15 protein-coding genes are annotated in these 23,352 nt (G+C 67.8%); 12 read left to right on the forward strand and 3 right to left on the reverse strand.

Going from position 1 to position 23,352, the window contains the following annotated elements; translation table 11 throughout:
* Positions 1-4 precede the first annotated feature (4 nt).
* The 8 genes from EDC29_RS11875 (at position 5) to EDC29_RS11910 (ending at position 11,200) form a co-directional block, all read left to right on the forward strand.
* Positions 5-2,245, forward strand: coding sequence for a methyl-accepting chemotaxis protein (locus EDC29_RS11875; protein WP_123141046.1), 2,241 nt, complete (start codon positions 5-7; stop codon positions 2,243-2,245).
* Between the two features lie 145 nt (positions 2,246-2,390).
* Positions 2,391-3,233 (forward strand): CheR family methyltransferase, encoded by an 843-nt coding sequence (locus EDC29_RS11880; RefSeq protein WP_123142808.1) that lies wholly within the window; start codon positions 2,391-2,393, stop codon positions 3,231-3,233.
* A gap of 2 nt (positions 3,234-3,235) precedes the next feature.
* Positions 3,236-3,847, forward strand: coding sequence for a chemoreceptor glutamine deamidase CheD (gene cheD, locus EDC29_RS11885; protein ID WP_123141044.1), 612 nt, complete (start codon positions 3,236-3,238; stop codon positions 3,845-3,847).
* An 88-nt stretch (positions 3,848-3,935) separates the two neighbouring features.
* Positions 3,936-5,132 carry a methyl-accepting chemotaxis protein gene (locus tag EDC29_RS11890; RefSeq protein ID WP_132230010.1) on the forward strand — a complete coding sequence of 399 codons (1,197 nt, stop codon included), beginning with the start codon at positions 3,936-3,938 and terminating at the stop codon, positions 5,130-5,132.
* 22 nt (positions 5,133-5,154) lie between these two features.
* On the forward strand, positions 5,155-6,231 hold the full coding sequence (locus EDC29_RS11895; RefSeq protein WP_132230011.1) for a protein-glutamate methylesterase/protein-glutamine glutaminase: 1,077 nt from the start codon (positions 5,155-5,157) through the stop codon (positions 6,229-6,231).
* 81 nt (positions 6,232-6,312) lie between these two features.
* Positions 6,313-6,618 (forward strand): STAS domain-containing protein, encoded by a 306-nt coding sequence (locus EDC29_RS11900; protein ID WP_123143157.1) that lies wholly within the window; start codon positions 6,313-6,315, stop codon positions 6,616-6,618.
* 19 nt (positions 6,619-6,637) lie between these two features.
* Positions 6,638-8,350 carry a fused response regulator/phosphatase gene (locus tag EDC29_RS11905; RefSeq protein WP_132230012.1) on the forward strand — a complete coding sequence of 571 codons (1,713 nt, stop codon included), beginning with the start codon at positions 6,638-6,640 and terminating at the stop codon, positions 8,348-8,350.
* Between the two features lie 264 nt (positions 8,351-8,614).
* Positions 8,615-11,200: an EAL domain-containing protein gene (locus tag EDC29_RS11910; protein ID WP_132230013.1), complete on the forward strand. Its 2,586-nt coding sequence runs from the start codon at positions 8,615-8,617 to the stop codon at positions 11,198-11,200.
* Here the strand turns inward: EDC29_RS11910 and EDC29_RS11915 are convergent.
* From EDC29_RS11915 to nadB, 3 genes are all read right to left on the reverse strand, one after another.
* On the reverse strand, positions 11,197-14,115 hold the full coding sequence (locus tag EDC29_RS11915) for a hybrid sensor histidine kinase/response regulator (protein ID WP_132230014.1): 2,919 nt from the start codon (positions 14,113-14,115) through the stop codon (positions 11,197-11,199). The two genes, EDC29_RS11910 and EDC29_RS11915, sit on opposite strands and share 4 nt — an antisense overlap.
* Positions 14,105-18,307 carry a response regulator gene (locus EDC29_RS11920; protein ID WP_165913504.1) on the reverse strand — a complete coding sequence of 1,401 codons (4,203 nt, stop codon included), beginning with the start codon at positions 18,305-18,307 and terminating at the stop codon, positions 14,105-14,107. The genes EDC29_RS11915 and EDC29_RS11920 overlap by 11 nt, the downstream gene beginning before the upstream one ends.
* 307 nt (positions 18,308-18,614) lie before the next feature.
* Positions 18,615-20,243, reverse strand: a complete 1,629-nt coding sequence (gene nadB / locus EDC29_RS11925; protein ID WP_123141036.1) for an L-aspartate oxidase — start codon at positions 20,241-20,243, stop codon at positions 18,615-18,617.
* 356 nt (positions 20,244-20,599) lie between these two features.
* Here nadB and rpoE point away from each other — a divergent pair, with 356 nt between their 5' ends.
* The 4 genes from rpoE (at position 20,600) to EDC29_RS11945 (ending at position 23,303) form a co-directional block, all read left to right on the forward strand.
* A complete protein-coding gene (gene rpoE, locus EDC29_RS11930; protein ID WP_062274792.1) occupies positions 20,600-21,178 on the forward strand; it encodes an RNA polymerase sigma factor RpoE in 579 nt (192 codons plus the stop codon).
* Between the two features lie 132 nt (positions 21,179-21,310).
* Positions 21,311-21,871: a sigma-E factor negative regulatory protein gene (locus tag EDC29_RS11935; protein WP_165913505.1), complete on the forward strand. Its 561-nt coding sequence runs from the start codon at positions 21,311-21,313 to the stop codon at positions 21,869-21,871.
* A gap of 82 nt (positions 21,872-21,953) precedes the next feature.
* Positions 21,954-22,829, forward strand: a complete 876-nt coding sequence (locus tag EDC29_RS11940) for a MucB/RseB C-terminal domain-containing protein (protein WP_223806149.1) — start codon at positions 21,954-21,956, stop codon at positions 22,827-22,829.
* Positions 22,830-22,832: 3 nt separating this feature from the next.
* Entirely contained in the window at positions 22,833-23,303 is a 471-nt protein-coding gene (locus EDC29_RS11945; protein WP_123141033.1) for a SoxR reducing system RseC family protein, read from the forward strand.
* Positions 23,304-23,352: the final 49 nt, after the last annotated feature.

The raw sequence follows: 23,352 nt of genomic DNA on the forward strand, positions 1-23,352 counted from the left end.
CGACATGGGGAATTTGAAGGTCGCGACACGCTTGGGCTTGGGTTTCGGCATCGTGCTGGTGCTGCTGGGTGTGGTCGGGTTCATTGGCATCAGCAAGATCTACGGCATCAATCGCAACATCGACACCATCACCCAGGACCTGTTCCCGAAAACGGTCTATGCCAACAACGTCATCGATAGTGTCAATGCGGTGGCCCGCTCGGTACGCAACATCCTGATCGACAACGATCGGCTGAAGATGCAGCGCGAGATGGATGCGATCGAGCAGCGCGGGCGCGAGATCACCAAGAACCTCGATCAGCTCGAGTCGACGATCACGTCACAGGAAGGGGTGCGTCGCCTGGAGGCGACTCGCGAGACCCGCGCGGCCTATCTCGACGCCCAGTCGCGACTGATGGGGCTGCTGCGCGACGGTCAGCGCGAGGCGGCCAAGGCGCTGCTCGAGACCGAGGTCGAGGACGCCCAGGAGGACTATCTGCACGCGATCGCGGCGCTGATCACCTTCCAGACCGATCTGATGCGCGCGGCCGGCGAGGATGCGCAGCAGAACGTCGACTCGGCCACCACCCAGGTGCTGCTGCTGTGCGTGATCGCGCTGGTGGTGGGCATTGCCGTCGGCTTCTGGATCGTGCGCGGGCTGATGCGCCAGCTCGGCGGCGAGCCCGACTACGCCGCCTCCATGGTTCGGGTGATCGCCGCCGGCGATCTCTCCCAGACCATCCATACCAAGCCCGATGACAACAGCAGCTTGCTGTACTCGCTGCAGCGTATGCAGGAGACGCTGAAGAGCCTGGTCGGCGAGATCGCCCAGGTGGTCGAGGCGGCCGCCATGGGTGACTTCTCCAAGCGGATCGATCTCACCGACAAGCAGGGCTTCGGCAAGGACGTCGGCGTCAACATCAACCAGCTCTCCGATACCACCGAGACCGGTCTCAACGACATTACCCGAGTGGCCGATGCGCTTGCCGCCGGCGATCTGTCGCAGTCGATCACCCGCGACTATCCGGGACTGTTCGGTCGCACCAAGGCCGGGGTCAACGGCTCGGTGACCTCGATGACCAATGTCGTCAACGAGATCCGCAGCATCGTCGATGCGGCCACCCAGGGCGACTTCAGCGTGCGCCTCGACCTCTCCTCCAAGCAGGGCTTCGCGCGTGAGATCGGGCAGATGCTCAATCAGCTCTCCGACACCACCGAGGTCGGGCTCAAGGACGTGATGCGGGTCTCCAAGGCGCTCGCCGAGGGTGATCTGACCCAGAGCATCAACAAGGACTATCCCGGGCTGTTCGGCGAGACCAAGGACGGGGTCAACACCACGGTGGCCAATCTGCAGCAGCTGGTGCTGCGCATCAAGGAGTCGGTCGACACCATCAGCACCGCCTCCAACGAGATCGCCACCGGCAACCAGGACCTCAGCCAGCGCACCGAGGAGCAGGCCAGCTCGCTGGAGGAGACCGCCAGCTCGATGGAGGAGCTCACCAGCACGGTCAAGCAGAATGCCGACAACGCCCGTCAGGCCAACCAGCTCTCGGTGACCTCCTCCGAGGTCGCGGTCAAGGGCGGCGCCGTGGTGCAGGCCTCGGTCGAGACCATGGCGGCGATCTCCGAGGCCAGCAAGAAGATCGCCGACATCATCGGGGTGATCGACGGCATCGCCTTCCAGACCAATATCCTCGCGCTCAATGCCGCGGTCGAGGCCGCCCGCGCCGGCGAGCAGGGCCGCGGCTTCGCGGTGGTCGCCGCCGAGGTGCGCAACCTCGCCCAGCGCTCGGCCAACGCCGCCAAGGAGATCAAGACCCTGATCACCGACAGCGTCGAGAAGGTCGACTCGGGTACCGCCCAGGTCAACGAGGCCGGCGAGCGCATGGATGAGATCGTCACCTCGATCAAGCGCGTCACCGACATCATGGCCGAGATCTCCGCCGCCTCCGACGAGCAGTCGACCGGCATCGAGCAGATCAATCAGGCGGTCACCCAGATGGACGACGTCACCCAGCAGAACGCCGCGCTGGTCGAGGAGGCCGCGGCCGCGGCCGAGTCGCTCGAGGAGCAGGCCCGTGCCCTGGCCAAGGTGGTCTCGGTGTTCAAGGTCGATCAGGGGCTGGTCGCGCAGGGCATGGCGCCGCGTACTGTCGCCACCGTCCCGAGCGCGCGGCCGGCGGCCAAGCGCCCGCTTGCGCCGACCAAGCAGAAGAAGATGGTCGCGCCGCCTGCCGGTGACGACGGCGACTGGGAGGAGTTCTGAGTCCGTCCCGAGGTCGTCGCGCGGCATTTGCCGCGCCCGGCGACCGGGTCGTTCGCCCGGGGCCGCCGGCGCATCCGCGCTGGCGGTACGAGTGGTCCTAAGGACGGGACCGCGCCGTGGCGCGGCCTGCCGGTGAGCGCAGACGATGCACGAGCGCGAGTTCCCCTTCACCAGTCATGATTTCGAGCGGATTCGGAAGCTGATCTACACCTATGCCGGCATCTCGCTGCACGCCGGCAAGGCCGACATGGTCTACAGCCGGATTACCCGGCGCCTGCGGGCCACCGGGCTGCGCTCGTTCGAGGACTATCTCGAGCGCCTGGTGAGCGATGCCGAGGAGTGGCAACACTTCGTCAATTCGCTGACCACCAATCTCACCTCGTTCTTTCGCGAGTCGCATCACTTCCCGATCCTCGCCGAGCATGTCCAGACGCTGCACGCGCAGACGCGTCGCCCGCTGAAGCTGTGGTCGGCGGCCTGCTCCACCGGCGAGGAGCCCTACTCGATGGCGATGACCATGATCGACACCTTCGGCAGCTGGTCGCCCCCGGTGCGCATCCTCGCCACCGATCTCGACACCAATGTGCTCGAGCAGGCGCAGGCCGGGGTTTACTCGGCCGAGCGGGTCGAGCGACTGCCGCGCGATCTGGTGAGACGCTTCTTCCTGCGCGGGCGCGGCACCAACGCCGGGATGGTGCGGGTGAATCCGGCGGTTCGCGCGCTGGTGCGCTTCAGGCCGTTCAATCTGCTCCAGACCCAATGGCCGATGCAGGGCCCCTTCGCGGCGGTGTTCTGTCGAAATGTGCTGATTTATTTCGACAAGCCGACCCAATATCGACTGATGCAGCGACTCCACCCGCTGCTCTACCCGCAGGGGTTGCTGTTCGTCGGTCACTCGGAGAGCTTGCTGCACGCGGCTGATCTGTTTCGCCCCCGGGGGCAGACCGTGTGCATCCCCGTTGCGCGACCATCAGGACGTACGAGGTGAGCATGAATGGCGGTTTCGAGGAGGTCCTCGCCCCCAATCTCTACTACGACCGGCATTTCGACATGGATGCCGTCAAGATTCTGCCGGGCGAGTACTATGTCTCCAATCGTGACCTGTTGATGGTGACCGTGCTCGGCTCCTGTGTCGGCGCCTGCGTGCGCGACCGGGCCAGCGGGATCGGCGGGATCAATCACTTCATGCTGCCCGATGACAAGCGCGAGGAGGATGAGCGTTTCGGGCGCTCGATGCGCTACGGGGACTATGCGATGGAGATGCTCATCAACCAACTGCTGAAGCTCGGCGCGCGGCGCCACAACCTCGAGGCCAAGGTCTTCGGGGGGGGCAACGTGTTGCCGGGGTTCAAGAGCAATATGGTCGGGGAGCGCAACGCGGACTTCGTGATCGACTATCTCGATACCGAAGGGATACCCTTGGTCGCACGCGACCTGCTCGGCAACTATCCACGCAAGATCTATTTCTTTCCCTCCTCCGGCAAGGTCTTGGTCAAGCGGCTGCGCAGCCTGCACAACGACACCATCATCGAGCGCGAACTGACCTACCGGCAGCGGCTGCGTCAATCCAAGGTGGAGGGTGAAGTGGAGCTGTTTTCCTGAAACCCGGCGCGACGACGCCTGTCGTCGCGCCCTCGATCCGGCCGCCGTGAGACGTCGACAGCGGGCATCGGCCAAGCATGGAGGAGATATGTCGAAGTTGAAGCCGTATTGGCCACCGCTCGCGCTCGGCCTGGTCGTGCTGCTGCAACAGGTGCTGCTGCCGGGATTGATCCCGCCCTGGCTGGGCACGCTGCTCCTGGCGCTGGGGTGGGCCGGTACGCTGTGGTGGACGCTGCGTCCCGGGCAGCCGCCCGCGCGGCAGGAGTCGACGCCGGAGCATGCCCGGGCCGATCGCGAGCTGTGGGAGCTGGTGCGCGAGATCGATGCGCTGATCGTCCCCGAGATGGCCGAGCTGCGCGAGCTCATCGGTCAGGTCGATGGGCTGGTCGAGCAGGCGTCGAGCGATCTGCAGGCGAGTTTCCAGGGGCTCTCGGATACCTCCAAGACCCAGCAGGATCTGGTGATGCGTCTGGTGCAGGGGATGTCCGGCGGCGAGGACGATGCCGCCGGCGAGGTGGCGCACATCGACATGAACGTCTTTCTCGAGGAGAACAGCAGGCTGCTCGAGGAGAACGTCGCCCGGCTGATCGACATGGGCAAGCACAGCGTCCAGGTGGTCCACCAGATCGAGGATCTCTCGGCGCAGATCGACGGCATCTTCACCGGACTCGACGGCGCCACCAAGATCGCCCGTCAGACCAATCTGCTGGCGCTCAACGCGGCGATCGAGGCGGCCCGCGCCGGCGAGTCCGGGCGCGGCTTCTCGGTGGTGGCGCAGGAGGTGCGCAAGCTGTCGATGGATTCGGCGGCCTTCACCGAGCAGATCCGTGGTCAGGTCGAGCAGACCCAGGGGTTCTTCGCCGATACCCATGCCATCGTCGCGCGCATGGCCTCGCAGGACATGAACGCCTCGATCACCGCCAAGGGCGCGATGGACGACATGATCGAGCAGGTGCAGCTGCTGAACCAGAACGTCTCCGCCGGGCTCGAGCAGCTCACCGCGATCGTCGATCGCATCCAGGTCAGTGTCGCCGATGCGGTGCGACTGCTGCAGTTCCAGGACATCGCTCATCAGGTGATGATGCGCGCCCAGGTGCGCATCGACTTCATGGAGCGTTTCGCCGCCGAGCTGCGCCAGTTGCCGCTGATCGAACCCTCGAGTTCCGGGGACGAGCTGGCCGCGGCGCGCGTGCGGCTCGAGCAGCTGCGTGGCGAGCTCGAGCAGACCGCGCATCGCTCGGTCACCCAGCAGTCGATGGATGAAGGCGAGATCGAGCTGTTCTGAACGCTGAGACGGGAGCTTCTTCGTGGGTAGACCGATTCGTGTCCTGGTAATCGATGATTCGGCGCTGGTGCGCAAGCTGCTCTCCGAGCTGCTCGAGGCCGCCCCCGACATCGATGTGGTGGGGACCGCGCAGGACCCCTATGTCGCGCGCGAGCGCATCAAGGCGCTCGATCCCGATGTGCTGACGCTCGATGTCGAGATGCCGCGCATGGACGGCCTGACCTTCCTGCGCAATCTCATGCGGTTGCACCCGATGCCGGTGGTGATGGTCTCGTCGCTGACCGAGCGCGGCGCCGAGGTCACCCTCCAGGCGCTCGAGCTCGGCGCCGTCGACTTCGTGTGCAAGCCCGCGCTCGATCTGAGCGGGCGGCTGCAGAACTATGCCGACGAGCTGATCGCCAAGATCCGGGTGGCCGCCCGGGTGCGCGTGCGCGCCCGGCCCGGGCCGGGCGCGACGGGGGCGGCCGCGCCGCCGCGGCCGCCGGTGCTGCGCCATTACCGCACCACCGACCGGATCATCGCGATCGGCGCCTCGACCGGCGGCACCGAGGCGATCCACGAGGTGCTGATGCGGTTGCCCCCGGATGCGCCGGGGATTGCCATCGTCCAGCACATTCCGCCCGGCTTCAGCGCCGCCTTCGCCGAGCGGATGAATCGCCAGACCGGGTTGGTGGTCAAGGAGGCCGCCGAGGGCGATCGGATGATGCCGGGACACGTCTATATCGCCCCTGGCGATCGCCACCTGCAGCTCGCCCGCGATGGCGCGCGCTATGTCTGCCGGATCAACGATCAGCCGCCGGTCAACCTCCATCGCCCGAGTGTCGATGTGCTGTTCGACTCGGTCGCCCGCGCCGCCGGCACCAATGCCTGCGCCGCGCTGCTCACCGGCATGGGCGCCGATGGCGCCGCCGGTCTCAAGCGGTTGCACGAGCTCGGTGTCTATACTGTCGCGCAGGATGAGGCCTCCAGCGTGGTCTGGGGCATGCCCGGCGAGGCGGTCAAGCGTGGCGCGGCGAGCGCGGTGCTGCCGCTGCACGCGATCGCCGACGCGCTGCTCAAGGCCGCACGGGGGAGGGCGCCGGGGGAGCGCTCACATTGACCGTCGTTGCGCCGCCTTCCCACTCATGCTGGAGGCACCGCCCGGTGCGCGCCAGCGGTCAACCCAGGTGCTCTAAAGCTCATGTCTGTCAAACGCCAAGTCGATGAAACCCACTCCGAGGTCACCATCAGCATCGAGGGTCGTTTCGACTTCTCGCTGCACAAGATCTTTCGCGATGCCTATCGCGATCTCTCGCCGACCACCATGCGCTTCGTGGTCGATCTGGGCGATGCGAGCTATCTCGACAGCTCGGCACTGGGGATGTTGCTGCTGCTGCGCGAGCACGCCGGCGGCGAGCGTGCCCAGGTCCGCATCATCAACGCCCAGGGCGATGTGATGCGAGTGCTCAAGATCGCCAACTTCGATCGTCTGTTCGCCTTCGACTGAGGGGCCGGGGGCAGCAGCGATGGATGTGTCCACCACCGGCGCGGTCGGTGACAGCCCACGAGAGCAGCGCGGTACCGCGCTGATCGTCGATGACGAGCTTGCCAACTGCCGTCTGTTGTCGCGGATGCTGCAGCGCGAGGGCTTCAGGACGCTCGAGGCGCTCAGTGGCGAGGTGGCGCTCGAGCTGTTCGTCGACGAGCGTCCCGACATCGTCTTCATGGACGTGATGATGCCGAGGCTCAGCGGCCTGGAGACGACGACGCGAATCAAGCAGCTCTCGGGGATGGACTTCGTGCCGGTGATCTTCCTCACCGCCTTGAGCGACGAGGAGTCGATGACCAGCTGCATCGCCGCTGGCGGCGACGACTTCCTCTCCAAGCCCTTCAGTCTCGGGGTGCTCAAGTCGCGGATCCGGGCGATGGAGCGGGTGCGTGATCTGCACCGGCGTCTGGCGGCGCAGAAGCTCGCCCTCGCCGAACTGCTCGAGCGCGAGCACGAGGAGCAGGCGCTCGCCGAGCGGGTGCTGAGCTATGCCGTCGGCAACCGCAACGTCGAGGTCGAACGCCTGGCGCTGCTGCAACGCCCGGCGGCACTGTTCAACGGCGACCTGGTGCTCACCCAGCGCCTGCCCGACGGCGGGCTGCGCATCCTGCTCGGCGACTTCACCGGTCATGGTCTGGCCGCCGCCTTCGGCGCCCTGCCGGTGGCCGATATCTTCCATACCATGACCCGCCGCGGCGCCGATGACGCCCGGGTGCTCGCCGCGATCAACCGCAAGCTCCACCAGGTGTTGCCGGCCGATCGCTTCATGGCCGCGGTGCTGATCTCGATCTCGGCCACAGGCGATACCCTGTTTTGGTGGAACGGCGGCATGCCGAGCGGCTGGTTGCGCACCCACGAGGCCCTGGTCGAACTTCCCTCGCACGCCTTGCCGCTGGGGATCCAGGCCGAGTTCCCGATGCGCGAGCAGCACCACCGGGTGGCGCTCTCACCCGGCGATCGTCTGCTGCTGATGAGCGACGGGTTGCTCGAGGCGCTCGATCGCGAGGGGCGGATGTTCATCGAGCGTGGCCTGATGGAGCTGCTGCACGGCTGGCAACCCGGGGTGTCGCTGCTGCCGGCGTTGATCGAGGCGCTCGATCGTCACTGCGAGCAGACCGAACAGCTCGACGACATCGCCCTGCTCGAGTGTCCGCTCGATGCCGCCACCGTGCCGGTCTCCAACGGCCAGCTGGTACGTGGCAGCAGTGGCAGCTGGCGCTGGTCGCTGGAGCTGCGCGACGGCCAGATCGGCAATCCGCCCTCGTTGCGCGCCGCGCTCGGTCCGCTCGGGCTGCTCGACGGGCTCGAGGCCCAGGAGGGCGCGCTCGAGACGGTGTTCGCCGAACTCTATGCCAATGCCCTCGAGCACGGCGTACTGGGACTCTCGTCGCGGATGAAACGGACCGCCGATGGCTTCGAGCAGTATTACCGCGAGCGAGCCACGCGGCTGGCCGAGGGCTGTCACGGCTGGGTGCGGGTCGAGGTCGGTTTCACTCCGGTCGAGGGCGGTGGTGAGGTGGTGGTCTCGGTTGCCGACAGCGGCACCGGCTTCGCCCTCGATACCGAGCACTTCACCGCTCCGGATGCCGCTTGTCCCTGGGGACGCGGCCTGACCCTGGTGCGCGGACTGTGCGAGTCGGTCAGCATCGATGCCAGCGGCTCGCGGGTCGAGGCACACTATCGCTGGTAGCGCCCCATTCCCTCCCTGTCGTGGTCGCTCACCGATGTGCTGTCGGCGGCGGTGACGGACGGATGTCGCAGAATCACCGCTCAGCTGACCCAGGCGGGTTGTCGCGCTCACCGGATGTGACATACCTTTGCATGACTCGTTCCCCATTCATTCGGGGTCGGCGCCGCTCGGCGTCTTGGTGCCGGGCGCGGCTCGGCGCCCGCAGCGGCGAGTGCGGAAGGTGTCCCGTGTCGAGAACGAGAAGACCATGCTTGAGAGACCGAGATGAGCCGAATTCACCTGTCACGACTGCAGTTCAAGCTGTGGCTGGGGGTCGGTATCGTGGTCCTGATCGGTTTTCTCGCCCTGCAGTTCGACCACCACCGTACGCTGCGTCAGTTCATGCTCGATCAGGTGCGCGACGATGCCCGTACCCTGCATACGGTGCTGCTGGCGGCCCACCGGGTCCACTACCTCACCCCGTCGGGCGACCCCTCGTGGCAAGCCGGTTTCCTGCCCACGCCGGCGATCGACCGTCTGGCCGAGGCGGTTCAGGAACAGGTCCCGAGCGCGCTGCGTTTCAGCACCGTGAGCCTGCGCGCGCGCAATCCGGCCCATCAGGCCGATGCCGACGAGATCGAGGCGATCCGCTTCTTCGAGCGCTCGCCCGAGGTCGCCGATCGTCTGGTCGCGCTCAACGATGCCGATGGCCAGCGCATCTATCACTATGCGCGGCCGATCTGGGTCGAGCCGGCCTGTCTCGGCTGTCACGGTGACCGTGCCGCCGCCCCGCCCGCCATCGCCGAGCACTACCAGGGCGGATTCGGCTATCGCGCGGGCGAGCTGCGCGGCATCCTCAGCGTGCGCATCCCGGGCGCCTCGGTCGAGCGCCGGACCGATGCGGCCTGGCTCAGCTCGGTACTCGACCACTTGCTGATCTTCCCGTTGATGCTGCTCGCCGGCGGCATCCTGCTGCAGCGCTTCGTGGTCGACAAGGTGACACGGCTGGAGCATGCCGCTCACGCCCTGGCCGTGGAGCGCGAGGTGGCACCGCTGCCCTGCGACGGGCACGACGAACTCGACGAGCTGGCGCGGGCGTTCAATCGGATGTCGGTACAGACCCTGGCCCGTGCCCGGGCGTTGCGCGAGGAGCGGACCTTCCTCCAGCACGTGATCGATGGGATCGACGAACCGATCCTGGTGATCGGGCTCGACTACCAGGTATTGCGGATGAATCAGTGCGCGCGTGAGCTGATGCGCACCATCGGGCTGGCGCCGAACGCCTTCAGATGCCACCAGCTGTGGCAGGGCAGGGATGAACCCTGCGGCGATGCCCGCAACCCCTGTCCGCTGCAGCGCATCCTCGACACCAGGGCGCCGTGCAAGGTGGTGCATCACCGCACCGACAAGGACGGCAGGGAGCGCAGCTTCGAGGTCGCCGCCAGCCCGCTCTACGACGATGACGGCCATATCGTCGGCATCATCGAGGCCTCGCGCGAGATCACCGAGCGACTGCACCTGCTCGCCAGGCTCGAGGCGAGCGATCAGGCCAATACCCAGCTCACCCGTTATGACCTGCTCACCGGGCTGCCCAATCGCGCGCTGTTCTCCGAGCGTCTGACCTTTGCCATCGAGCAGTCCCGGGTGCAGGGCGACGAGCTGGCGGTGCTGATCGTCGATCTCGATCGCTTCAAGCACATCAACGACAGCTTCGATCACAGCGATGGCGACCGTATCCTCAAGCGTGTCGCCAACCGGTTGCGGGGGCTGTTCGCGCCGGGCGACACCCTGGCGCGGATGGGCGGCGACGAGTTCGGCGTGATCCTGCGCGGGTTGCGGGGGAGCGATCAGGTCATCGGCGTCGCCCAGCGGATCATCGGCGCCTTCTCCACGCCGTTCGAACTGCAGGGACACAATCTGGTGCTCGGCGCGAGCATCGGCATCAGTCGCTACCCCGAACACGGTGCCAGCGGCGACGACCTGATCCGCAACGCCGATGCCGCGCTCTATCGCGCCAAGGCCGGGGGCGGCGGCACCTTCGACTTCTATACCGAGGAGCTGACCGCGCACGCCTTCGAGCAGGTGCTGCTCGAGGGCAGTCTGCGCCAGGCGCTGGCCGAGGAGTCCTTCGTGCTGCACTACCAGCCGCAGCTCGAGCTCAATGGCGAGCGACTGCACGGGCTCGAGGCGCTGGTGCGCTGGCAGCACCCGGAACTCGGTCTGGTGGCGCCGGGCAAGTTCATCCCGCTGGCCGAGGAGTCGGGATTGATCGTGCCGCTCGGGCGCTGGGTGCTGGCCGAGGCATGCCGGCAGATGGCCGAGTGGCGTGATGCCGGGTTGTTGTCGGCGGAGACGATGATGTGCGTCAATCTCTCGACCAAGCAGTTCGCCGACCATGAGCTGCTCGAGTTGATCCAGCGCAGTCTGCGCGAGAGCGGACTCGCCGCCGGGCAGCTCGAACTCGAAGTCACCGAGTCGGTGATGATGCGCGCCTCCGATCAGGTCATCCCCCAGCTCGAGCGGCTGCGCGCACTCGGTATCAAGGTGGCGCTCGATGACTTCGGCACCGGCTACTCCTCGCTGAGCTATCTCAAGCGCCTGCCCTTCACCAAGCTCAAGATCGACCGCTCCTTCGTCTCCGAGCTGCCCGAGGACGCCAGCGACGTGGCCATCACCAAGGCGATCATCGCGCTGGCCGAGAGCCTCTCGCTCGATGTCCTCGCCGAGGGGGTGGAGACGGCGCGCCAGCGTGACTTCCTGCGCGTGAACGGGTGTCGGCTGGCGCAGGGCTTCTTCTTCTCCAGACCGCTGTCTGCGCTCGAGTGCGAGCGCTATCTGGCCGCGCTCGCCGCCCGTTCGACGACGGGCTAGAGTCCCTGCATCCAGGTCTCGAGCGTCTGTGCGAGCACGCCGAAGGCCTCGCCGAGCGCGGCGAACGCCCCGCGTGCCTGCTCCAGCGCATCGCCGCGCGCGTGTTGCTCGAGTCTCAACGCCTGTTGCTCGAGGGCCGGGGCGGACAGATTGCTGGCCATGCCCTTGATGCTGTGCGCCTTGAACGCCGCCTCACTGAGGTCGCCGGCATCGAGTGCGGCACCGAGTTCGGTGATGCGTTCGGGCAGGTCGCTGAGGAACTGGGGGATGACCTCCAGCAGGATCTCGCGATCGTGCATCATCCGTTCGAGCAGCTCGGCGGCGACGAACACCTCCGTCTCGTCCTCGGTGGCGGCTGCGGGGGGCGGTGACGGGGCCTCGGCGAACTGCGCCTCGAGCACTGCGGCGAGCGTCTGCGGCTGGATCGGCTTGGGCAGATGGGCGTTCATCCCGGCGGCCAGACAGCGCGCCTGATCGCCCTCCTGGGCGAGCGCGGTCATCGCCACGATGGGGATCTGCGCGGTCTCGGCCCCGGCCTCGCCGTCGCGGATCCGTCGGGCGGTCTCGAAGCCGTCCATCTCCGGCATCTGACAGTCCATGATCACCAGGTCGTAGTGCGCGCCGGCGAGTGCCGTGAGCGCGCCATGGCCGTCACGGGCGAGATCGACCTCGGGATGACCGAGCCTGGCGAGCAGGCCGCGGGCCACGACCTGATTGGTGGGGTTGTCCTCGACCAGCAGGATCCGGCGCGACGTCGGGCGTGGCGGCACGGCTGCGCGAGGCTGGATCGGCGGCGATGTCTCGTCGGCGTGCAGCATCCGCTCGAGTCCCTGGCGCAGGTGCTCGGCGCGCAAGGGCTTGGTGAAGTAGTGATCGAAGCGGCAGTCGGGACGGCTCGGGATGTCGTGACGACTGAGCGGCACCATCAGTGCGCGCGCGGTATCGGCAAGCAGGGGGTCGGCGCCGATCTGTTCGTCGAGCGTGCAGCCGTCGCTCTCGGCGGCCAGCGAGAGGTCGATCAGCACCGCCTGGTAGGGGTCGCCGGCGCGTAGCGCCTGGCGCAGCAGACCGAGTGCCTGTGCGGCGGTATGGGCGGCGCTGTGGCGGCAGCCGCAGCGGGTGAGCAGCTCGCCGGCGAGCTGGCGACTGGGTGCATGATCGTCGACGATCAGCAGGCGCGCGCCGATCGCGGGGCACGGCGGAGACGGTGCGCTGTCGTCGATCTCCAGCGGTAGCTCGAACCAGAAGCAGGCGCCCTCGCCGAGGGTGCTGTCGACGCCGATGCGCCCGCCCATCAGCTCCACCAGTTGCTTCGAGATCGCCAGTCCCAGTCCGGTACCTCCATAACGTCGACTGTGCGAGGTGTCGCGCTGGGTGAAGGCCTCGAACAGGACCTGCTGGTCCTCGGCGGCGATGCCGATGCCGGTGTCTGCGACCTCGAAGCGGATCGCGCCAGCGGCATCGAGCTGACGGGCGTGGATCCGTACCTCGCCGCGGTCGGTGAACTTGATGGCGTTGCCGACGAGATTGATGAGCACCTGGCGCAGCCGGTCGGCGTCGCCGCGGAAGGCGTGCCGCTCGAGCTCGGCGAGGTGATAGGTCAGCTCCAGCCCCTTCTCCTGCGCGCGGAAGGCGAGCATCTCGGCGATGTCCTCGATCAGGGGGCGCGGTTCGAAGCGCTCGTGCTGCAACGCGAGCTTGCCGGCCTCGATCTTCGACAGGTCGAGCACGCCGTTGATCAGCGACAGCAGGCTCTCGCCGCTGGCGCGCAGGATCTCGGTATAGCGCTTCTGCTCGAAGGTCAGCGGGGTGTCGAGCAGCAGGTCGCTCATGCCCATGATGCCGTTGAGTGGGGTGCGGATCTCGTGGCTCATGTTGGCCAGGAAGGCGCTCTTGACGCGAGCGGCCTGCTCGGCCTGGAGGCGGGCCTGACGCAGGTCATCCTCGCGTTTCTTGCGCCGCAGCGCGTTGAGCAACAGCTCGGTGAGCAGGATCAGCAGGTCGATCTCGGCCTCGGCCCAGTGCTTGTCGGGTTGCGCCGTGCAGAAGGCGATGAACCCATGACAGCCCCGGGTGTCGCGCAGCGGCAGCAGCAACAGGGTGTGGATGCCGTGGCCCTGGAGCTGTGCGCGCAACGGGTCGTCGGCGGCGAGGCCCTCGCGGGTGGTGAACAGGAAGCGCGGTCCGTCGTGACGCTGGCAGAGCAGCGGCTCGATCATCGACCAGGAGAGCCAGCGCATGGTCGGTGTCGCGGAGCGTTCTTCGAGGTTGCACCAGGCGGCGATGCGCCTTGGCTCGTCGCCCCCCGGGGCGCGCTCATGGAGACAGGCGCGATCGGCACCGATGAAGGTGCCGACCTTGGCCAGGGCGTCGTGGATCGCCCCCTCGAGCTGCTCGCTCGGGGTGGTGAGAAAGCGCATCGACAGGTCCATGATCAGCCGCTGCCACTCGAGGCGGAGATAGAGCTGCTCGCGCACCAGCTGACGATCGGTGACGTTGTGGGCGACATGGACATAGCCGACCAGCTCGCCGTCGGCGTCGTGTAGCGGCGTGGTGGTGATGCTGAGATGACCGCCCAGCCGCGGCTCGTAGAGTTCGGCGGTGGCGCTCTCGCCGCTTTGCTCGGTGCGGCTGAGCGGGCAGGCGTGTGGCGGGGCGTCGGTGTCGTGGACCACCGCGTAGCAGGGGCGACCGATCAGCGACTCGGGGGTACAGCCGAGCTGTTCGGCCATGGCGCGGTTGACGCGCAGGATACGTCGCTGATGGTCGATCAGCGCGATCATGTCGGGCAGGGCGTCGAAGGTTCGTGTCCAGAGCTCGCGACTCCAGGGCGGCATCGGGTCCCGGCTGGCCTGGTCGAGGCCCTGTGGCAGCGCGACCTCCTGACGGCGAGGCGCAAGTGGGTCAACTGACATGATGATGCTCCTGGAGCAGGGTGTCTTGGAGTCGGGTCAGGGCTGCGCGGAGATCGGTGAAGGCCGTCTCGACGGCGCCGAGCGATGCGGCGAACGTTGCGGGGTCGCTGGCGCAGCGACAGGCCGTCTCGAGTTCGGCGGCCGCCTCGGCCAGCTGTCTGGCGCCGAGGCTGGCCGCTGCGCTCTCGATGTGCTGGGCGTGATGGGCGCAGGCGGCGAGATCGCGCCGTTGCTGCTGCCGGCCGAGCGAGGCGAGCTGTCTGGGGATGTCGTCGAGGAAGGTCTCGATCACCTGATGGATGAGCGCGCGGTCGGCCATCAGCCCCTCCATCAGCGCCGGTGTGTCGAGGACCGGAGGGGCCCCGGGGGGGGCGAGCGCCTGCCGCGGCAGCCAGCGCTCGAGTGCTGCGGCCAGCGCCTTGCGGTCGATCGGCTTGGCCAGGTAGTCGTTCATGCCGGCTTGCAGGCAGCGCTCCCGATCCTCTTCGAGCGCATGCGCAGTCATGGCGATGATCGGGATGTCGCGGTTGAGCAAGCCCTGCGCCGGGTCGCGAATGTGCCTGGTGGTCTCGAGTCCGTCGAGCAGCGGCATCTGTACATCGAGCAGCAGCAGGTCGTAGTGACGCGCGGCGAGCGCCTCGAGGACCTGGCGACCGTCGCTCACGCAGTCGGCGTCGAAGCCGAGGTGACCGAGGATGCCGAGTGCCACCTGCTGGTTGGTGAGATTGTCGTCGGCAAGCAACAGTCGCGCCGGATGGCGCTCGCGGCGGGCGGGCGATGCGGCTGGGCGTGGCTGATCTGCGGGGCGGCTCAGTGTCTGCTCCAGCGTGTCGAGCAACTCGCGCTGGCGCACCGGCTTGGTCAGCTGAAGGCCGAGGGCATGACGGGTACAGCGCTCGGTCTCGCGGGCGATGCCGAGCGCGGTCATCATCACCAGTGCGGTTCCGGCCAGCGCCGGCTTGGCCCTGATCGCCTCGCCCAGGGCGATACCGTCCATGTCCGGCATGTTCACGTCGATGAGTGCAATGGCGAAGGGGCGCTCCTGAGCGACACCCTGGTGGAGTTGTGTCAGCGCCTGGTCGCCGTCGCCGGCCGCGGCGCTGGCCAGCCCCCAGTCGCCGAGCTGTGCGGCGATCAACTCACGGGTGTGGCGGTTGTCGTCGACCACCAGCACCCGTGTGTCGCGCAGCCGCGCCGAGGGCTGCGGTGGGTGGCGCTCCGCCTCCGGCCCCTGCTGGCGCGCCAGGGGCAGGTCACACCAGAAGATCGAGCCCTGCCCGAAGGTGCTCTCGAGGCCGAGCTCGCCGCCCATCAGCTCGACCAGTTGCTTGGTGATCGCCAGCCCCAGTCCGGTGCCGCCGTAGCGGCGGGTGTTCGACGGATCGACCTGGGAGAAGCCGTGGAACAGCCGCTTGCGCTTGTCGTGCGGGATGCCGATACCGGTGTCACGGACCGCCAGGCGCACTCTGACCTGGTGCGCATCGCATCCGAGCAGCGTGGCGCGTACCGCGACCTCGCCATGCTCGGTGAACTTGATCGCGTTGCCGACCAGGTTGGTGAGGATCTGCAACACACGCCCGGGGTCGCCGCGCAGCGCCGTGGGGATATCCGGCGCCGCCGTGCAGGTCAGCTCCAACGCCTTCTCGTGGGCGTGCAGCGCCATGGTCGCGACAAAGTCGTCGAGCAGTTCGCCGAAGTCGAAGTCGATGCGTTCGAGCTCGAGCTTGCCGGCCTCGACCTTGGAGAAGTCGAGGATGTCGTTGATGATCTTGAGCAGCCCCTCGCCGCTGTGCTGGGCGATCTCGAGATAGCGCTGCTGATCGGCGTTGAGCGGGCTCTCGCGCAGCAGTCCGAGCATGCCGATGACCCCGTTCATCGGGGTGCGGATCTCGTGGCTCATGTTCGACAGGAAGCGGCTCTTGGCGCGGCTGGCCATCTTGGCGCGGTTGGCCATGGCGTTGGCGCGTTCGATCGCTGCCTTGAGCGCCGCGTTGGTCTCGCGCAATGCATCCTCGGTGCGCTTGCGGGCGCTGATATCGATCGACAGCGTGCCGGTGCCGATCAGTCGCTGGTCGTGGTCGTAGATCGGGTACTTCTTGGTCAGCAGGGTACGGGTCTCGCCGCTGGCGAGCCGGGCATCGTGCTCGCGCACGATGTGCTCGCCCGCGGGGAGGAACTGGGCGCGGCGCTCGTCGGCCATGAGTGAGCGCGCCGGCTCCTCGTCGGGGGCGATGCCGAGCAGCTCGGCATCGGTGCGCCCGACCAGATGCCCGGTGGAGTCCACGCCGACGGCCTGGGCGAAGGCCGGGTTGGCGGCGATCACGCGCAGCTCCGGGTCGCGAATGGCGACCAGGTCGTCGCTGTGCTCGACCGCGGCCGAGAGCATCGCCATGGTCCGCTCGGCCTCCTTGCGGGCGCTGATGTCGGTGTGCGAGCCGCTCATTCGATACGGCTCGCCCTGGGCGTTGCACAGCGCCCGTCCGCGCGAGAGGATCCAGCGATAGCTGCCGTTCTTGTGTCTGAGCCGGAACTCGAGGGCGTAAGAGTCCTGCGGCTGCTGCAGATAGTTGGCGAGCTGATTGAGGATCCGGCGCCTGTCTTCGGGGTGGAGTCGTGTCTCGAAGCTCTCGAATGCGTTGTCGAGCTCGTCATCGGCAAAGCCGATCTGCTCCTTCCAGCGCGGGGAGATGAAGACCTGATTGTTGCGCAGGTCCCAGTCCCAGATGCCGTCGCTGCTGCAGTCGATCGCCAGCATGTAGCGTTCGCGACTGAGTTCGAGCTCGTGCCGGATGCGTTGTGCCTCGCTCATGTCGCGGAACACGATCACCGCGCCCAGGGTGTGGCCCTGATCGTTGCGGATGGGAGCGCTGCTGGTGACCACCGGACGACCGTTGCCGCTGCGCGTGATCAGCAGCGCCTGCTCGGTGGCGCGCTCGACCGTGGCGGTGCTGGGCAGCGGGATGGGGTCGCGGGTCTCGGGGTCGACCAGCAGCAGCACGTCGCCGAGCGGGCGTCCGCGTGCCTCGGTGGCCATCCAGCCGGTGAGCTGCTCGCCGGTCTGATTGATGTCGATGATGCGCTTGTCGGCATCGGTACTGATCACCCCCTCGCCGAGTGAGCGCAGGGTGGCGGCGAGCAGTCCCTGGTGCTCGACCAGTTCGGCCTGCTGGCGGCGGATCAGCCGCCTGGCCCCCCGCACCAGCAGCCCGCTGGCGCTCAGTGCCGCGCTCAGCAGCAACATGGTGACCAGTCCCCAGGTACGGATGTGATGGCTGAAGGCGCTGGCCTCGCTGGTGAGGTCGTGGGCCAGCAGCAGGTCGCCGACGTGTCGGCCGGCGACATCGTCCAGCGGCAGCAGCGACAGCCGCCAGCGGGTGTCGTCGACCATCAGCTCGCGACCGGGGTCGTGCTGCGTGTGACCGGGGCGGTCGATCTGCTCGATGGCGTGATCCAGGCCAGCGGGGATGCCACCCGGTGAGCTGTAGGTGATGACGCTGTTGGTCAGGCGCTCCCAGTCGCCCTCGCGTCCGAGCAGCCGCATGCCCTGCTCCCAGGGCGCGCGATCGAGCAGCTGCTTGCGGATGATCACCGCCAGCCGGGTCTCGGTGGGGGTGTGCAGTGCCGCGAGGATGTCCTCGATCTCCTTGCCGACCTCTACATAGCCGATGCGGCGTCCGCGATCGTGGATCGGCGTGATCGCCCTCAGGGTGAAGGTGCCGAGCGGGCCGAGTTCGAGCCCTTGAGCGTCGCTGTCGTCGCGTTCGGCCTGGCGCGCGGTGAAGCGGTCGATCCGGTCGCCGACCCGTTCGGGGGCGTGCAATCGCAGCAGGGTGCGCCGATCGACGCCGATGAAGTAGAAGTGGGTGAGTCCATTGCGTATGCGCAGACGCTCGAACAGGGCACGCCAGCGCCGATCGAGACGCTCGGGATCACGCGCGGCGAGCGCCTCGCGGGTGGTCGTGTCCATCGCCACCGAGGTGGCGAGGGCGTCGAGCCAGTCGCTCTGGTCGTCGAGGACGGCGTTGAAGACGGTCGCGATCTCGTCGATGTCGGCGGCGACGATCTCGCGCAGTCGTTGTTCCTGGATCCACCACAGCAGCACCGAGAAGGCGCCGATCAGCAACACCAGGATCAGTGCGAACAGCGGCAGCAGATGACGCAGCGATGAGGCCGGGCGCGGCGTCCAGCTCATCGCGCTCGCCACCCGAGGCGGTGCGTGCTTGCTGCTCGATCGCCACGCTCGCCATCGGTCATGCCGCGCGGCGCGCGGATGCGATGGCGGGGAGCGGCTGAGTGCGGGGATGACATGCGCGCTGGACTCCGGGCGGTGGGCAGGATACGCCGCGGTCGGCATACCGCGTGCGAGGGTGCCGACCTGGTGCTGGGTGGTGGGCTTAACTCCCTAATTATATGGGGCGATGGGTGCGCCTCGCTGTGATTCGAGGCGCATTCGGGTCGACCCCTTGCGGCTGTGGTCGGCGTGTTGCCCGCCGGATCCTTCAGTGACGGGCGCGCGGCACGTAGCGGTCGGGGATGAGGATGGTGGGGGTGCGCTGCGAGGCGTCGCGGCGCGGGAAGTCGAGGGTGTAGTGCAGCCCGCGGCTCTCGCGCCGGCGCAGCGCCGACTGGATGATCAGGTCGGAGACCTCGAGCAGGTTGCGCAGCTCGATGAGGTCGTTGCTCACCCGGAAGTTGGCATAGTACTCGATCACCTCGTGGGCGAGCAGGTCGGCGCGGCGCTTGGCGCGACGCAGCCGCTTGGTGGTGCGCACGATGCCGACATAGTCCCACATGAAGCGGCGCAGCTCCTCCCAGTTGTGGGTGACCACCACCTCCTCGTCGGGCTCGGTCACCCGGCTCTCGTCCCACTCCGGCGCGTCGGGAGCGAACTCGACCTTGGGTGCCAGGCGGGCGATGTCCTCGGCAGCGCGCTCGGAGTAGACCAGGCATTCGAGCAGCGAGTTGCTGGCCATGCGGTTGGCCCCGTGCAGCCCGGTGTAGGCGGTCTCGCCGCTGGCATAGAGCCCGGGCAGATCGGTGCGGGCGTGACTGTCGACCATCACCCCGCCGCAGGTGTAGTGCGCCGCCGGCACCACCGGGATGGGCTCGCGGGTGATGTCGATCCCCAGTTCGAGACAGCGGGCGTGGATGGTCGGGAAGTGCTCGATGATGAACTCGGCCGGGCGGTGGGAGATGTCGAGATAGACGCAGGGCGCGCCGAGACGCTTCATCTCGTGGTCGATGGCGCGCGCGACGATATCGCGCGGGGCGAGTTCGGCGCGCTCGTCGAAGCGCGGCATGAAGCGCTCGCCGTCGGGCAGCAGCAGCCGTGCGCCCTCGCCACGCAGCGCCTCGGTGATCAGGTAGGAACGCGCCTCGGGGTGATAGAGACAGGTCGGGTGGAACTGCATGAACTCCATGTTCGCCACCCGACACCCGGCGCGCCAGGCCATGGCGATGCCGTCGCCGGTGGAGACGTCGGGGTTGCTGGTGTAGAGATAGACCTTGTTGGCCCCGCCGGTGGCGAGCACCACGAAACGGGCCATGAAGGTCTCGACCTGGCCGTTGCCGAGATCGAGGATGTAGGCGCCGAGACAGCGATGATCGCGGCTGCCCGGCAGGTGTTTGGTGGTGATCAGGTCGACGGCGATGTGCTGCTCGTAGAGCGAGACGTTGGCGCGCTCGCGCACCTGCGCCTCGAGCGTGGTCGCCACCGCGCGCCCGGTGGCGTCGGCGGCGTGGACCACGCGCCGGTGCGAGTGCCCGCCCTCGCGGGTGAGGTGGTAGCCGCCGGTGCTCTGATAGGCCTCGTCGCGGGTGAACTCGACACCCTGGTCGAGCAGCCAGCGGATGTTGTCGGGGCCGCGCTCGACGACCATTCGCACCATCTCGCGATCGCACAGATGGGCGCCGGCCTTGAGGGTGTCCTGGACGTGCGACTCGATCGAATCGTGCTCGTCGAGCACCGCCGAGATGCCGCCCTGGGCGTAGAGGGTGCTGCCCTCGACCAGCTCGCGCTTGGAGACCACCGCGACCGAGAGATCGGGATCGAGTCGCAGCGCGAGACTGAGCCCCGCGGCACCACTGCCGAGGATGAGGACGTCATGACGATGAACGGTTGCTGGCATGGTCGGGACTCGCTGCAATAGGGAACAGGGATGGTTCAACGCCGGTCTCGGGTTGTGCTCGGGGCCGGAGTCGTCTCCACGCTGCGGCGCGGGGCAGCCTTCATTTTTATGCCGCCGGGGTCGGGAAATCCAGTCCGCACGCCGTGCCACTGCCGTGTCGTGACGATGGCGGCGACCGATCGATGGGGCCGTGAGCGTTGCACGGACTTGCCGCTTCGAGCGATTCCGGTCAGGATTGCATGCTTTGATTCGCACGGTCGGGGTCGGATTTTTGCGGCCCTGTCCGAAGAACTTCCTAACCGGGGAGCTGTCCATGCCAACGGAGCCGATGGTCGGGGGACCGGCGGTCGTGACCCATGTCTGAGCGTCAGGCCGATCAGGAGCTGGTCGAGCGCGCCCAGGCCGGTGACAAACGCGCCTTCGACCTCTTGGTGCTGAAGTACCAGCAGAAGATCTCCAACCTGATCTCGCGCTATCTGCGCGACCCGGCGGAGGTGATGGATGTCGCCCAGGAGTCCTTCCTCAAGGCCTATCGCGCCTTGCCGGGGTTTCGCGGAGAGAGCGCCTTCTACACCTGGCTCTACCGGATCGCCGTCAACACCGTCAAGAATCATCTCGTCGCCCAGGGGCGGCGCCCGCCGGGTGGCGATGTCGAGGCCGAGGTGGCCGAGCAGATGGAGGGCGGCGGGCGGTTGCGCGATGGCGCCACGCCCGAGCGTGAGCTGCTCGGCGACGAGATCGCGCGCACGGTCCAGGCCGCGCTCGACGACCTGCCCGATGACCTGCGCACGGCGATTATGCTGCGGGAGTTCGAGGGCATGAGCTATGAGGAGATCGCCAATGCCATGGAGTGCCCGATCGGCACCGTGCGCTCGCGCATCTTTCGGGCGCGTGACGCGATCGACAAGCGATTGCGTCCGTTGCTCAAGCCCTGAATATGGGCGTCAACCGCCCGTGCGGCATGTCCGTTCGGGCCTTGGGTGGCCCAGCGCTCGGCTCGCGCGATGACGCGTGAACCTCGGGTGCAAGGCCGAGACAGCGACAGAACCCAGCGCAGGCGTGAACCAATGACCGAGCTAAGACAACGACTTTCCGAACTCCAAGACGGCGAACTCGACTCCGCCAGCGCCGGGCGCCTGCTCGACACGCTGGCGCACGATGACGCGTTGCGCCAGACCTGGGCGCGCTACCAGATGATCGGTCACGCCATCCGCGGCGAGCGACTCGATCCGTCGTGCGCCGGGGTGGCCGATGCGGTGCGTGAGCAGGTGGTGGCCGACGCCCTGGTGTTCCATCAGCGCCATCGCTTCCAGCCGCGCCGCGCGCTGGCGCCGGCAGCGGGGATGGCGCTGGCCGCCGCCGCGGCCTTCGTCGCGGTGTTCGCGGTGCCGCCGCTGTTTCTCCAGGGCGGCGACCGGCTCGAGGGCGGCTTCCCGGCCACGGCGCAGCATCAGGCACCGCCGCCTGCGGTGGTCACCGTCGGCGACGGGCGCTGGGGCATCGATCGCCCGGATCTCGCCAACAAGCTCGATCTGTTCCTGGTCACTCATCAAGACACGGCCTCCGCCAGCGGGGCCAAGGGCATGCTGCCTTATGCGACCTTCGTCGGTTATGAATCGCCTCGCTAGTCCCCGGTCGACCGGTCGGGTCTGCCTGCTCCTGCTGTGTCTGAGCACGCCCCTGGCCGGGGCGTCGGGAGAGCAGGCGCGCATGCGCTCCGATGCGCCGGTCGCCGAGTTGCTCGACCGGATGTCCGAGGCGCTGCGCGCGCTCAGCTACGAGGGCACCCTGGTCTATCTCCATGACAACCAGCTCGAGACCCTGCACCTGATCCATCGTGTCGCCGCCGGTCACACCCAGGAGCGTCTGGTTGCGCTCAGCGGCCCGGTGCGGGCGCTCTCGCGCGACTCCCGGCGGGTCAACTGCACCATGCGTGACGGCTACGGCATCTCGGTGCGGAGCGCCGGCGGCGGTGGCGGCCTGATCGACACCAACGGCATCGACCCCGAGCGCCTCGGCGAACACTATCGTGTCGAACGGTTGGGGCGGGGGCGGGTGGCCGGGCGCGATACCGAGGTGATCGGCATCATCCCGCGCGATGCGCTGAGATACGGCTATCGCTTCCATATCGACCGCGCGACCGCGCTGCCGCTCAAATCCGATCTGATCGACCGCTCCGAGCAGGCGCTCGAGCAGCTGATGTTCGCCACCGTCACCTTCCACCCCGACGACGGCACCGAGCCCGAGGCCGCGCCCCAGGGCGTGCGCGAGGCGCCGGTGACCGAACCGCCGCCGCAATGGCGGTTCGTCGATCAGCCCACCGGGTTCGAGCTGGTGACCCATCACCGAATCCCACAGGACGACGGCGGCGAGCTCGAGCACTTCCTGTTCACCGACCGGCTCTCGGCCTACTCGATCTATGTCGAACGGACGGCCACCCCCGGGCTCGAGGGGGCGACCAACATCGGTGCCGTGCATGCCGCCGGGGCCTGGCGCGCCGGTTATCAGATCACCGCGGTCGGCGAGGTGCCGGTCGCGACCGTGGAAGCGGCGGTGGCGGGCGTGCGCCGCCACGCCGAGGACTGAACCATGATCGAAGAACAGGGGCGGGTGATCGCCCGCGACGGTGATCACGTTCGCGTCCGGACCCAGCGGCGCAGCGTCTGTGGCGGTTGTGCCGCGCGTGGCGCCTGTGGCACATCGTTGCTCGAGCGGCTGTTCTCGCGGCGCGCCGCCGAGGTCCGCGCACGTGATCGGATCGGGGTCGAGGTCGGCGACGAGGTGGTCCTGGCGATCTCGGCTCAGGGCGTGCTTCGGCTCTCGCTCGCGGCCTATCTGGCGCCGACCCTGGGGCTGGTGCTCGGTGCCGTGGCGGGAAACGCACTCGGTGGCGCCGCGTCCGATCCGCTGGGGTTGCTCGGGGCCGGTTTGGGTCTTACTCTCGCACTGGTGTGGCTTCGCGGCTACAGTCGTGCCCTGGCCCGGGATCCATCACGCCAGCCGGAGGTGATCCGTCGTCTCGGCGCCGAGCCGCTGCGGGTGACCTTGCTCGAGCCCTGACGGCTGATTGCGCCCGTCGCTCCAGGCGCCCGCGAACCCGCCAGCCAAG

It is taken from the genome of Marichromatium gracile, assembly GCF_004343155.1.
Classification (GTDB): domain Bacteria; phylum Pseudomonadota; class Gammaproteobacteria; order Chromatiales; family Chromatiaceae; genus Marichromatium; species Marichromatium gracile.